General features: G+C 37.9%; 10 protein-coding genes. 8 read left to right on the forward strand and 2 right to left on the reverse strand.

The window, feature by feature from the left end; translation table 11 throughout:
- Nucleotides 1-117 precede the first annotated feature (117 nt).
- The 7 genes from DX130_RS21075 (at nucleotide 118) to DX130_RS21105 (ending at nucleotide 11,427) form a co-directional block, all read left to right on the forward strand.
- Complete coding sequence (locus DX130_RS21075) at nucleotides 118-780, forward strand: hypothetical protein (RefSeq protein ID WP_116048751.1); 663 nt, start codon at nucleotides 118-120, stop codon at nucleotides 778-780.
- A complete protein-coding gene (locus DX130_RS21080) occupies nucleotides 777-1,703 on the forward strand; it encodes a hypothetical protein (RefSeq protein WP_116048753.1) in 927 nt (308 codons plus the stop codon). The genes DX130_RS21075 and DX130_RS21080 overlap by 4 nt, the downstream gene beginning before the upstream one ends.
- Before the next feature lie 260 nt (nucleotides 1,704-1,963).
- Nucleotides 1,964-4,528 (forward strand): type I restriction-modification system subunit M, encoded by a 2,565-nt coding sequence (locus tag DX130_RS21085; RefSeq protein WP_116048754.1) that lies wholly within the window; start codon nucleotides 1,964-1,966, stop codon nucleotides 4,526-4,528.
- Nucleotides 4,525-5,787, forward strand: coding sequence for a restriction endonuclease subunit S (locus tag DX130_RS21090; RefSeq protein ID WP_116048756.1), 1,263 nt, complete (start codon nucleotides 4,525-4,527; stop codon nucleotides 5,785-5,787). Before DX130_RS21085 ends, DX130_RS21090 begins: the two co-directional genes overlap by 4 nt.
- A gap of 15 nt (nucleotides 5,788-5,802) precedes the next feature.
- Entirely contained in the window at nucleotides 5,803-8,886 is a 3,084-nt protein-coding gene (locus DX130_RS21095; protein ID WP_116048758.1) for a type I restriction endonuclease subunit R, EcoR124 family, read from the forward strand.
- A gap of 288 nt (nucleotides 8,887-9,174) precedes the next feature.
- Nucleotides 9,175-10,350, forward strand: a complete 1,176-nt coding sequence (locus DX130_RS21100; RefSeq protein WP_116048759.1) for a DUF3644 domain-containing protein — start codon at nucleotides 9,175-9,177, stop codon at nucleotides 10,348-10,350.
- A gap of 720 nt (nucleotides 10,351-11,070) precedes the next feature.
- Complete coding sequence (locus DX130_RS21105; RefSeq protein ID WP_116048761.1) at nucleotides 11,071-11,427, forward strand: hypothetical protein; 357 nt, start codon at nucleotides 11,071-11,073, stop codon at nucleotides 11,425-11,427.
- Nucleotides 11,428-11,583: 156 nt separating this feature from the next.
- Here DX130_RS21105 and DX130_RS21110 read toward each other — a convergent pair whose 3' ends face one another.
- Nucleotides 11,584-12,072, reverse strand: coding sequence for a hypothetical protein (locus DX130_RS21110; protein ID WP_116048763.1), 489 nt, complete (start codon nucleotides 12,070-12,072; stop codon nucleotides 11,584-11,586).
- Between the two features lie 193 nt (nucleotides 12,073-12,265).
- Here DX130_RS21110 and DX130_RS21115 point away from each other — a divergent pair, with 193 nt between their 5' ends.
- Entirely contained in the window at nucleotides 12,266-13,006 is a 741-nt protein-coding gene (locus tag DX130_RS21115) for a hypothetical protein (RefSeq protein WP_116048764.1), read from the forward strand.
- A 483-nt stretch (nucleotides 13,007-13,489) separates the two neighbouring features.
- Here the strand turns inward: DX130_RS21115 and DX130_RS21120 are convergent, their stop codons facing one another.
- Nucleotides 13,490-14,305 (reverse strand): DUF368 domain-containing protein, encoded by an 816-nt coding sequence (locus DX130_RS21120; protein ID WP_116048766.1) that lies wholly within the window; start codon nucleotides 14,303-14,305, stop codon nucleotides 13,490-13,492.
- Nucleotides 14,306-14,413: the final 108 nt, after the last annotated feature.

Genomic DNA, 14,413 nt, shown 5'->3' on the forward strand with positions numbered 1-14,413 from the left:
TTTTCACGTTATTAGAATTCTGCGGAATGCATGTGTATATTAATATTCGGAAAGCAAAAGCTCCTACTCACGTTTCAGATTGATTATGGAAAATAACTGACTGGAGGAGAGTTGAATATGGATGAGCGGTTCAAATTGAAAGGGTTGGAAGGCGAGGAGAAGATTAAGCCTCATGCTTATTTGAAATCTATCTCCAACAGCGACATACGTTGGGAAAGAGTAGTTCATTTTTGGCAATTACCACTAGACAAAAAGGGTTGGCTGTTTGACTTGCTACTGCGGAAATTGCGGTCAAAGCAGGTGATGGTTGCTATTCTAAATGGCCAATACTGGGATGGAAATATTGAGATTAACGTGGATCTTCAGGAAAGGATCATTAATTTCAGTTATCGCGGCACGAACATAGGGAAGTTCCACCAAAAGCTAATGACATTTGTCCCGGTGCACGCGGATATTTTCGAAGGAACCTATTCGACAGTTGGACAGAGAAAGAGTGCAAAATCAGCTGTTAAGGAAATCGTTCAAACTATTTTTGGTGATTCCGCTGCTGATCGAATTAGCCTAGCTTATAAAGAGTTCTTAGTGCTATTATTCGGCTCGATTCCAAGGCAACCATCAGATTTATTGGTTTCACGCGAAGCCTATATTAACACGATGAATATTATCGAAGAGAAATACAGATTAGAAGCTGGAGATGCAGATTTCTTGGAATGGCGACTGACGTTGTTGGGTCGTTCACCGATGTTTGTGAATGAAAAGACTAAGGAGGAACTAAGATGAGTTGTATTCAATGTGGAAAAGAATCCGATGAGAAGTATATCATTGATTCCAGAGGAACTGAGTACTGTTCTGAAGATTGTATGGAGGAGTATCATGATAAGCGCGATATTTCATTCGAACCTCATCCTTACGAGGATACTTATCTGCTGTTTCGTCGTGCTTATATTGAGCATCTGGATAACTGGGAACAAACGCTGGATAAAACCCCCAGAAACTTAGAAGATGCTGTTGACCAGCTTCTTGAAGAAATCGACGAGTTGATTGAAGAACATTCTGACTTTATTCGTGTAGATGGCGATGATGGACCATATGCTTGGGAGATTTACCAATATACGTTGAAGCTTAGCAAGCTTCAGAAGCGAATATTTGCTTGGAGGCCAATACGAAAGGTATGGTACTGGCTTGAGGGCTCTGGTGCAAATTATGGAAGTTTAGATGAGGAGAGAGAGGGAATCTACAATAAAATAGGCAAGGACTTGTATTTGGCCGGTTACGAGGATCTTATTCTCTATGTAATCAAACATCATCAGCATCCCTATCATTGGGGATTAAATTATGTGTTCAATCATGCAGAGATGGCTGAAGAGGCCTTTAGAATACTAAAGCCTTATTGTAATAAGTGCGAAGTAGAATTATCAATCATAGAGTCTTACAAATGTGAGGCTCATTGTGGGGATATTTTGGAGACTAATGCGGATAATTATATGAATGATTGGTTTTATTGCTATTCATGCAAGGAATCTGGTGATCACGGAATATTTACTCCACAAGAACTGGAGAGAGAACTGCGGTATTACGAGAAGAATGAAGGTGAGCGACAAATTGTGATTTATGAGCTCAGAGACTGGTGTTACCCATACAAGCAGAAAATTAAGCGGACATGTAGGGCATTTGATGTCGAGTTTCCATCATGGACTGATTGAACTACGGATATTTATGGTTTTGGTAATGAGCAGTAAGGCAGGTGTTTCGACAAAATGATAGAATAAAGTAATAACCTAGAATTGTATAGACTGGGGTTAGTAAGAACGACACTCTATTTATTACTTAACGAGTTTGCTGTTGAATCTCGTACTAATATGTCGTAGTACCACTTAAGTTGTGTAGTATTGTTATCCATAATTTACTCTTTAAACAACTTCTACTAATTTATAGTCTCAAAACAAATCAATGGAGGAACGAAATGATTACATCAGAAGAAATTAAACGCAGGTTATGGGACGGGGCTAATGAACTGCGTGGTTCAATGGATGCCAGCCGTTACAAAGATTATATGCTTGGATTGATGTTCTATAAGTTTTTGAGTGATAAGACTTTAGAGGCATTTAAAGTGACCAGCGGTTTAGGGCAACTAACTGAATCCGAAATGGTTGAGGAATATTCAAAAGCAAGAGCCGAATACGGAGAAGAACTAGATAAGATGATTCAAGGGGTACTTGGTTATTATGTACGTCCTGAATATCTTTATCAGACTTGGTTAATAGACATTAATTCAGGTAATTTTGAAGTTCAAAACGTAACGGAGAGCTTAAATAACTTTGAACGTACGATTGCTGTGTCTAGTGATTCGAATGAATTCAAAGGATTATTCTCGAGTTCTACACTCGATTTAACTGACACCGCTCTTGGAAGCAACTTAAACGAACGTAATAAGAGTATTAAGGCACTGATTTTATTGTTTGCAGACTTAAACATGGTGGCATTGCAAAAAGGTGATGTACTTGGTGATGCGTATGAGTATCTCATCGGTCAGTTTGCAATGGAGTCTGGGAAAAAGGCGGGAGAGTTCTACACACCTCAACAGGTCAGTGAAGTTATGGCACAAATTGTAGCAAAAACGTCAAATATCAACTCCATTTATGATCCGACTGTGGGTTCAGGTTCATTACTGTTAACGGTTAAAAGGCATTTAAATAAAGATGTTCAAAAGGATCTGAGCTACTACGGGCAAGAAAAGAATACAGCAACTTATAATTTAGCTCGTATGAATTTATTACTACATGGTGTTCGTCCAGAAAAAATGACCATTAAAAATGGAGATACGCTGTCACATGACTGGCCAGAAGATCCTGAACGTCCAAACGAAGGTGTACAGTTTGATGCGGTCGTTATGAATCCCCCATACTCTGCTAAAAATTGGAACAAGGCGGCGTTGAAAGTCAGCGATCCTCGTTTTGAAATTGCTGGGGTATTACCGCCAGATTCCAAAGGGGATTTTGCGTTTCTTTTACATGGACTATTCCACTTAGGTCAAAATGGTACGATGGCGATTGTATTGCCACATGGTGTACTGTTCCGTGGATCATCTGAAGGACAAATTCGTGAACGATTAATTGATAAAAACTATATTGATGCCATTATTGGTTTGCCGAATAATTTGTTCACGAATACAGGTATTCCTGTAGTCGTCATTATCTTGAAGAAAAATCGTAAAATTGATGAACCAGTTTTAATCATTGATGCTTCTCGTAGCTTTATTAAAGTTGGAAAGCAAAATGTATTACAAGAAAAAGATATCGCTAAAATCGTCGATACATATGTTGAACGTAGGGTGGAGGCAGGGTATAGTCACTTAGCAACTCGTAATGACATACTTGAAAATCAGTATAACCTCAACATTCCTCGCTATATTGAGGCGATTAATGAAGAAATTCCTCATGATGTGGATGCTCATCTTCTTGGTGGGATTCCACAAAAGAATATTGACGATTTAAAGATTTTACAGTCTATAGTACCTGATGTTTTGGGACGATTTTTGAGCAAAATTCGTGAAGGTTATGTAGAACTTGTCAAACCGATTAATGAAATTTCTGATGATATATTGAGCGACTCACGTATTGTTGCAATATCAGAAGATATGAAAAGCAAAGCAAAAACTTACATTGATAAGTACTGGGACATTTTAAGAATCGTAGACAACAATAGCAATTTGAATCAGCTTATGGATGAGATGCTTATTGAAATTAAATCGATTTTGTCAGAATTCAATTATATTGATATTTATGACGGATATCAGATTGTGGCCGAGATTTGGAAAGGTTCACTGATAAAGGATACAGAAATTATCTCATTAAGTGATTTCTATACGGCAGGACGTACTCGTGAACCCAATATGCTAACGAAAGGCACTGGGGATAAGAAACGTGAAGAGCAGGACGGTTGGGTTGGCAGTATCATACCGAATGACTTGATAGCGAAACGTTTATATAGTAACGAGTTAGAAGAAATTGAAACAAAGAGAACTCGCATTCAAGAGATTGAAGCAGAGCTATTAGAGTTGGTTGAAGCAGCAAAAGTAGATGACAGTGATGAAGCCAATGCTTTAGGTGATACGTTAAATGAAGCTGGAGAGGCTTTTGACAACAAATTAGTCAAAGCAGAGTTGAAAAAGGTAAGTAAGGGAACAGTTGAGTTTGATTTACTGAAAAACGTTGAGCATTTATTTGCAGATAAATCAGAGCTTAGCAAAGCCGTGAAAGCTGATGAGAAAGCTCTAAGAGATGCCGTTCAGGAAAGAATTTTGGTATTAGCAGATGAAGAAATCGACAGCTTGATGTATGAAAAATGGTTTGATAGTACTGTGGACGCTATGATTAGTTTGGTAGAGAAACCATTAAAGATAGAGTTGAACACACTGCAAGTGTTGTATACTCGTTATTCAGATACTTTGTCAGCTGTTGATGAAGAAATTAGTAGCTTCGAATCAGCTTTTGAAGCCTTGATGAGTGAATTGGTGGTGGGATCATGACTGAAGAAACAAGTTTAGTACCCAAAAGGCGATTTAAAGAGTTTCACAATACTGACGCTTGGAAACAGCGTAAGTTAGGTGACGTAATTGAAAAGATGTACAACGGACAGACACCATCACGGTTTAATGATGACAATTGGAACGGTGATATTAATTGGTTATCTAGTGGCGAATTAAATCGTGGAGTTGTAACGGAAACGGTAGAAAAAATCACTGAAATAGGTCGAAAAGTTGCTAATTTAAAGATTGTTCCTAAAGGCATATTTGTCATGGCAATTACTGGTCTGGAGGCTGCGGGAACACGTGGAAACTGCGCTATACTTGGAATTGATACAACCTTAAATCAATCGTGTATGGCTCTGTTTCCACAATCAAAAGTGTTAGATACAAAATTTCTATTCCAGTGGTATCGAAAAGTTGGTGAGGAGTATGGCATTAACTACACACAAGGAACAAAACAGCAAAGTTATAATGCTGAACTAGTGAAAATACTACCAATCACACTATCAGAAATTGAAGAACAGAAAAAAATTGGAGAGTTCTTTGCCAACCTTGACAACCTCATCACCATTCATCGGCGTAAGTTAGAAAAGACGAAAGCATTAAAATCTGCGTGTCTTTCTGAAATGTTTCCAATTGAAGGTGAGCGTGAGCCAAAACGGAGATTTGCAGGATTTACTGGCGCTTGGGAACAGCGTGAGTTGGACTCAATATATAAGAAAATCAGAAATGCATTTGTTGGAACAGCTACTCCATACTATGTAGACTCCGGTAATTTTTATCTGGAATCTAATAATGTAAAAGACGGACAAATTAATAGGATAACAGAGATTTTTATAAACGATGAATTTTATGAGAAACAGAAAGATAAGTGGTTGCATACCGGTGACTTAGTAATGGTGCAATCAGGACATGTGGGTCATACGGCCGTAATAGGAGAGGAATTAGACGGCACGGCTGCTCATGCACTTATTATGTTTCAGGAATATAAAGAACAGGTAGACCCATATTTTTTAAATATTCAATTTCAAACGAGAGAAGCCAAACGGAAATTAGAAAATATAACTACAGGAAATACCATAAAACATATTCTTGCTTCGGAAATGAAAAAATTCGAGGTAAGTATTCCTCAAATTGAAGAACAGCAGCGAATCGGTTCGTTCTTCAAACGACTCGACCACCTCATCACCCTTCATCAGCGTAAGTTAGAAAAACTACAAAGCATTAAAAAAGCTTACCTTAACGAGATGTTTGTCTAGAAAGGAGTGTAAGTTATGAGTAATGCACCAAAAAGCGCAGCAGAGAAGACTTTTCAAGAGAAGTTCGTCAGTGAATTGAAAAAGTATAAATGGGAAGCGCCTGACTTTCTAAATGGAAACATTCAAAAAGTAACTGTTGCTGATTTAGTTACTCATTGGCGGAGTGAACTTAACCGTATCAATGCTGATCAACTTGAAGGTGTAGCGTTAACGGATAACGAATTTAGTCAGATTATGGCAAAAGTCAATCAGATTCATAATAGTTACGAGGCTGCCAAGATTCTAGCCATTGAAGAATCAAAAGGGAAAATAGATGGCATTTACCGTGATGACCATCCCAATATTACTAGGAAACAAATTACGTTGACAATCTTCAAGAAAGCTGAAGTACGCGGCGGTGACTCAAGCTATAGGATTGCTCGAGAAGTTCAAACATCAAACAACAACCGTTTTGATATTGTCTTGCTTATCAATGGTTTACCGTTAATTAATATCGAGCAAAAACGAACAGACAAAACGCTAGATGAGGCGTTTGGACAATTTATGCGCTACTATCGTGATGGAGAATATAGTAATAACTTCATGGCTTTTTCACAGATGATGGTGATTACCTCGGAAATTGCTACTCGCTATTTCGCTACTCCGAAAAAAATAGGAGATTTTAACCCTAGTTTTGTTTTTCATTGGTCGGATAAAGTAAATCATGTTGTAAACGATTGGGAAAAAGTGATTGGTCAATTTTTAATGATTCCAATGGCACATCAGATGGTTGGAGATTACTTAGTCATTGATGAAGCTCGTGATGAGGAAAATCGACGGCATATGTTATTACGTCCTTATCAAGTTCACGCTTTACAAGCCGTTGAAGGGGCGGCATTTGGTTGGGATAATGATGCCAAACAACCTCACGGTGGTTTTGTTTGGCATACTACTGGTTCGGGAAAGACGATCACGAGTTTCAAGACCGCTTTGTTCTTATCAACTAGAGCAGGATTTGATAATGTCGTCTTTCTTGTTGATAGACGTGAATTGGACAATCGAACCAGTGAAAACTTTAAGGCTTATGCTTCTTATGAGCCTGTTTCTGTTGATGATACGAAACATACCTACCAACTAAAAAAGATACTTAAGTCTGCAAAAAATGGAATTGTGGTAACAACGACATTCAAACTGAATGTGCTAGTTAAGGAGCTAGAAGATTCGAAGGATAGTAGTTTAGCAGATAAAAAAATAGTATTCATTATCGATGAAGCCCATCGTACGACTATGGGACAGATGATGGGAACGATTAAAAGCTATTTCAAAAAAAATGGACTTTTCTTCGGCTTTACTGGCACACCTTTATTTGATGAAAATAAAATCAAAGGCAAGGTCAATGAAAAAAGCGAGGTTATTAATACGACTGAAAAGCTATTTGGTCCTAATTTACATCAATATACGATTGATGAGGCAATTGCAGACAAAAACGTATTGGGGTTTCATGTTGATTACATCAATACTGGGGAATTTAAAAACTATGATGATTTAAGGGATCAAATAGTTGAAAAAATGAAAGCAGAACACCCCGAATTAACTGACAAAGAAATTGAACGTAAAGTTCAGGCGCTGTCAGAGGTTGATGTTGAAAGGGAAGCTAAGAAAAGAGTTCTGCTTGAATACCAGGATGAAACCCATATTCCGCGTGTAGTTGAAGAGATTTTGAATAACTGGGAATCACAATCACAAAGTAGACAGTTCAACGCTATTTTGACAGTTAAGTATAAAAATCGAGTTATAGCTTATTATGATGAATTTAAGAAGCAATTGACGTTACGTGGGGAAAAGTTGAACATAGCCATGACATTTAGTTTCGGAAATGAAAATGATCCTACGCCAATAGATCCCAAAATTGTAGAAGCTATGTTTAAGGATTATGCAGCATTTGCGGGCATTCAGTTTATTGCTGGTGATAAAAAACATGGTGAGGATGCTTACTTTGAAGATCTCGTAGAACGTGCCACTCGAGGTGGTAGCGGACGTAACCCTAAAAATATAGACTTAGTGATTGTGGCAGACCAATTGCTGACAGGTTACGATTCTAAACGTCTTAATACGTTGTATGTTGACCGTTCACTTGAGCTTCAAAGTTTGATACAAGCTTATTCAAGAACTAATCGCGTGTTTGGTTTCAATAAAGAGTTTGGTACGATCGTTAACTTTCAATATCCGCGAATTACCGAGGAAATTGTAAATACTGCGTTGAAACTGTATGGAAGTGGCGGTAAGAGCAGTAAAGCAATTGTTGATACATATGATACTGCTGTGAAAAAGTTGGAAATAAAAATCAAGGAAATGATTCTGACCTTGCCTAATCCTACTGAATGGCAAAGCATTGAAAATGATGATGAGGAAAAAGAAGCATTTATCCTTGCTTTTAAAGATGCTGCTGAGCAGCTGAATTTGGTAGAGCAATATTATGAGTTTAAGTGGAACGATATTGCATTTGGTATTAATGAACATACTTGGTTACAGTATGTTGGTGCTTATCGAAACTTAACTTGGACGCCAGGAGGTCCAACTCAACCAAGACCAATCAATACGCTTGTTGGAAAAACTAAATTAGCAGGAACACAAGTCATTGATGCAAACCATATTCTTAATTTAGTTGGTTCTAAAGTTACTACATCGAATGGTATACAAACAGTGGATAATGAAACACTTCGCATTATTTATCAACAAATTCAAGAGTTAAGTAATATGGGGGAGTATGAGCAAGCCAAATTATTGAAGGAGTTTGTCGATACTGAGCTTGTACCAGGAAACCTATCAAGCAATATGAACTTTGATGTGGCATTTGAAAATTGGAAAGCAAATGAACTACAGTTTGCTGTTGATGAATTTGCCACTGAGTGGGGAATAGATAATAAGTTACTCTATAAATCTGTAATTTCCTATTCTACTGCACAACCTGCCATCGTTCCTTATATTAATGACCTCATTAGTAGTGTTGATTTTAGTAAAGCAATGAACCAAATAGCCGGTAATAAATTGAAACATAACATGCTACTAACTGCTACACTTCCAAAGTGGATAGCTGAAATCAAACAGAGGTATAATTAGTTGATGTTTTGTTTATTAGAGTCATGGGGATACATTGCTTGCCCACAAACTCTGAGCATATATCTTATTTACACGTATTTATCGATATAAGTTCCGAAGATCATCTGATGAAATCGCCATATTTAGACTCAAAAGCACATATAAACGCATTTGTCTCGTAGGCAGTATTTCGTAAAAATTTAAAAGGATAAGTCCATAGGTCGGATTTTGTAGTGAACAGAGTGGATTAGATGTCATTGTGGGCCAGAGCAGTTTGGATAACCTATCACTAATTAATGGGGGCTTATTATGAAAAAAAAGGAATTGTTAATAAAGTCAAGAGAAGCTATGCTTGCAGCAGTTCAAATATATAATAACCCCCAAATTACATTTAAATCCGAAAACTACATTACATTATCAGTAATTGCATGGACATATCTTCTTCATTGCTATTATGCAAACAAATCTATTGAATATAGATACTGGCATATGACAGGCAAAAAGAAAGTATATGACCGAACAAAATATGGTGCGTTTAAGCACTGGGAATTACAGAGATGCTTGGACGAAAAGAAATCTCCGATTGATAAAGATACTACGGAGAACTTGAAGTTTTTGATTGGCTTGCGCCATGAAATAGAACATCAGATGACGCAAAACATTGATCATACTGTTAGTGCGAAAATTCAAGCATGCTCAATAAATTACAATTACTACATAAAAGAGTTGTTTGGTGTTGAATACGGCGTTGATGGGCAATTAGGATTAGCTATTCAATTTTCTCCAATTCAGCCTTCTCAAAAAGAGGCATTACAAAATAATATCAAAGTTGCTTCAAACGTCAGTAGTTTTATATGTTCATTTGAAGAGACTCTAACAGACCAAGATGTTACAAACCCACGATATGCATATCGAGTTTTATTTACTCGTCTGAATGCAAAAAGAAAAGGACAAGCAGATCAAGTTATTGAATTTGTTCCAGATGGCACAGAAGGTGCTGAAAATTTGAACAAAACCTATATGCTCATAAAAGAAACGGAAAAGAAAAAGTATTTATCTAAAGAAATCGTGGAGCTAATGCACTCTAAAGGGTATACATGGTTTACAACAGGAACTATGACAGGATTATGGAAAAACGAATTAGGGAGTAGAGATCAATATGGACTATATATTACAAAAACACAGTGGATGTGGTATGAAAATTGGATTGCTGTTGTAGAAGAATACTGTAAGAAAGAAAGCGCTCGTACTTCATTGCTTAATCCTGAGGAAAAACCATTATATGCGAAGAATTTAGTGGAACTTATAAAACAAAAGGGTTATACGAAATTCAGCACCTTTTGGTTAGAATCTGTATGGAAATATGAATTGGAAATCGACAGAGATAATACGACTTACGGTTATTTTGATAGGAATAAAAGGTTTGTTTGGAGCAAGGATTTTATCCCTATTATCGAGGATTATTGCAAGAAAAAATGGTCATAATATGTGTCAATGTACGGCACTAATTGATATCCTTCCTAAAATTAACTTCTTATTCACTTAGGGCTGCAATCGATGAAAAAGAAATATATGATCTTAGTGATTTGAAGGCATACTGTCAGAAACATGACAAGCAGTCGTGACCTGTAAGTCGGGAATGAATGCACATTCTCGCGACCGTTGGTAAATTATAATATTGCACCGATTACCGACTGGAAGGATATACGAATACCCACAACGTGCCCACATCTTGCCCACAAACTCTACCCACACATCTTACTCACATGGATTTATCGAACTGATTTCTGAAGAATATCGGATAAAATCGCCACTAAAAGACTCAAAAAACGCATAAAAACGTATTTGTCTCATGGGCGGTATGATGTAATAAAAGCATTATCGAAGTCATTCGATGATGGGCGACCGCGCTTTAGCGGTCGCTGATGGAGCTGGAAACCGCTCCATGCAGTAGGAAAACGGGACCTTTAGGGGTCCCGTTTTTTATTGGAAAGTTATTGCAATAACCGACTATCATGAGCAAAATGTTACTAGCGCTTTGATACTACAGAAATTAGAAATACGCTCGGGAGCTCCAAAAAATAATGACTATTAATAAACTACTTGAGGTCGAGAAGAAAGAAACGCAAAAATGAAACGTAAATAGGAAAATTCTCGTATTATGTGGAAGTTTGTGAAAAATATTAGAAATGAGGAGAGAAAGTTTTGAAGAAAGTTATAATGTGCATGCTTTTATTAGCGATGGTGGTTGTCTCGGCTTGTTCGAATGGCGGAGACAGTAAAAAGGATGAGAGAACACTACAGGATTTTATTTCTGTGTATGTTGAGGCAGGAGTAGAAGTCGACCCCAATGAAAAACCATTTTTTGAAATGATTAAGGCTAAAGACGGAGTTATTTTTAATATGGACGGATCCCCTGTGAAAATATATGAATATGAATCTACAGACAAGCTCAATGATTCATTGAAAGAATCGGGCTTCTCGGAGTGGCCGACTAATGGTCGTTTTGCTCTCGAAACAAATAATGATGCAGCAGCAGACGTATTCAAAAACGTTCAGTAATCAATATGTCAGTTAGGCCTCTCGATTTCGAGAGGCCTTTTATCTGTGTCGGAAGGAAGTGAGGTTTTGTCTATTGTTTCTATCTTAAGTAATCGTTAGGTCTTACGTCGTTAGTTTCTTGTTCATTGGATGAGTTAGGGAGATTATTACCTCAGCTTATTCTTGTTCTATATTTTTTCTATAGATATCTTCTCTTTTTATTATTCTGAAGTTTTTGGAATGATCATTATAATTACTATCTTCACTTACGATGACTTCTGTTTCAGTTAACATCTTGTGAATATAGAGCTTGGTTTCATTTTCATCTATAAAGAAAAATCGAAATGATTGTTTTACAAATATCGTAATCAACTTATACATAACCGTTAGACAAACAGAAAGTACAATAAATACTACTAAAAAGAATGCTGCTATTTGTTCTAAACGTGGGTTATCTTCAGTCACAGAATATATTAAAGTAACTGAAGTACTTATAATTAATATGGCAGTTATCACTTCCGTAAGAAAAATGGTAATTTTTTTATATTCAGTCATGAATATTCTTTCGAATCGTGTTAATTTTGTGACACTAATGACAGTAATGATTAATTTTATAATCATTCCAATTACCACTATTGCACCTCCAGATTGAATAATTAATTCCATCTACGTCCCCCCTCATGTTTCTTCTGATTACGGAGCAGAGTAAGAGTAGTTTCAAGTTTTTTATGCGCCCGGTACGGGCTACTTTAAGGCTCAAACCCCAAATAGTAAAGGCATCAGTAACTTTAACATAAGTTTATATGGATGATTCGCTCTGTCCTGATCAGACGATTGATAGACAAGGAATGGCCCCCTATTGCAAGAATTGGTTTATGCAAATGCTTTGTCTGATTTTCATGTCGAAACATTTTGGTTGCGTTTTGCGTTTATAGTAAAAGTTATCTCTATTACCATTAAAGTGATTTTACTCACTTACAATATATTTATCAATTCAAAGGAGCTGTTTCAAATGAAATGCCAAACATGGCTAATCTCTAGCGGAATTGGACTAATTAGTATAGCTTTCTTTGTTATGGCGGCAACCAGCATCAACAGTGAACTCATAGATATAGAGAAAAAAGCGTTCGTTAATAAAGAAGACATGGAGGTGGCGCAACTGGAACTGACTTCGCAACAGAAGGTTGTTATCGAGCAAGAAGAAGCAACCAACGTAGAAATGGTTAAAGCGGGTACTTTTAATATTTCACAAGATGAAGATGGAAACAGGTATTGGTCAGTTCATACATACGGGGGATTAACCGCTGTACTTCAAAACAATATCGAAACTTTTTCTAAGATAAGCTTCCGTGGAGAGGATGCCGTAACGATCAAATTCCTTCCGGAAGCTACTGCGGAAGACCGTATATATGCAGCGCAGCTTGCCTTAGCCCGAATTGTTGATCTTAATGAAGTTTATGTAGAGATTTATGACATCGGAACAGCAGTAACAACTAGGGATCAATTAAAGGAGCTGTTGGATCAGGGCAAGGCCCATACGTTCTCAGAAGATGAGGTGGAGGCTTTCTTTCAAACTCATTTCAAAAAGGTAGAGATTTAACTCTGAAAGACAGTTGGGTCTATGATAGTTCTATTACATCGGTCGTACCCCCTGTTGTTCTTACCTCAACCACATCCTAGGGAGTTCCTTTGTAGACTTCGGTGACACTAATAAAAGTATCTGTTGAAGGAAAACCCATAAAATCGGATTGAATCTCTTGTGATTTCACGACCCCGCGTATGATGGCATCGGAATCATGGACCAACATGTCTTTGTCATACTTTACGGTGGAAGTCTATGCTCACTGCACGAGTCCCATCAACAGCAGTTGTTTTATTTGTGTTGCATGCTAATGCTATGAATAGAATGGCCGCAATTAATAGGTAAATGATTGAATTTTTCACAAACCAATCGCCTATAACACTGTACATTTGATATTAGTGGAATTTTTGATTAAATTGGGAATTGTGTGGGTTTTCCATCGAAACAAAAAAGGCTTTGCATCCATGTAGAAAACTGGACAAAGCCTCTTGATGTGGTTTGTTATGCTTTTTTTCTAAGGCCAAATACTAGTGTAGTTGCGAGTCCTAGTACAAAGGTCAATACGCAAATGAGGATGGTAGCTGTATCGCCTGCAAGTCCCGGGTACATCACCGCTACAGAGCCCATAATCATGCCGATCATTAGGGCGTACGTAAGATTGGCATAACGAGACAGCAGAAGCTTAATGCCTTTGCTGCTGACGACAAATCCGATCATGACGCCTGCACCAATGACAGCGATCAGCAGGAAGTCCAGCGAAGACAACGCATGAATAGCCGTTGGATAGACGCCCAGCATCAACAGGACGAACGAACCGCTAATGCCGGGAAGCAGCATTGCCATGCTGGCGAGCCAGCCGGAGAAGAACAGGCCGAGCAGCGTTAATGCTGAACGGTCGTCAATCGGCAAGCCTGTTTTATCCGCGTTAAAAAAGGCAAGAGAAGCGACAAGCGCACCGGATATGATTAGCATAATAACATGAATTGGTCGGAAATTTCGTCTAGCATCAGACTGTTTGAGTAGCAGCGGCAGTACGCCGATTACAAGGCCGATGAAGAAAAATTGGGTAGGCTCATAATGATGCTCCAATAAATATTTGATGAGACGGCTAAAAATGAGCAATGCCGATCCCATGCCGAGGGCTAGCGGGATCAGAAATCCAATTTGGCGCCTCCAATTGCTGCTGAAAAATCCGCTGATTGCTGTAAGTAATCGTTCATAAATGCCCAACATGACGGCAATGGTACCGCCGCTAATTCCGGGGATGAGATCGGTAATACCCATCAGTACCCCTCGATATAAATTCCTCCACTCCACTATGCGATACTCCCTCCAGTTTTTATCTGACTAATCGTATCCTATTTTGGATGGTCGATCAAGCCATAGGGGATTTCTGAGATTGAACGCGAATGATCCAGACTATGA

Origin of the sequence: Paenibacillus paeoniae (assembly GCF_003388735.1) — a bacterium.
Lineage (GTDB): Bacteria > Bacillota > Bacilli > Paenibacillales > Paenibacillaceae > Pristimantibacillus > Pristimantibacillus paeoniae.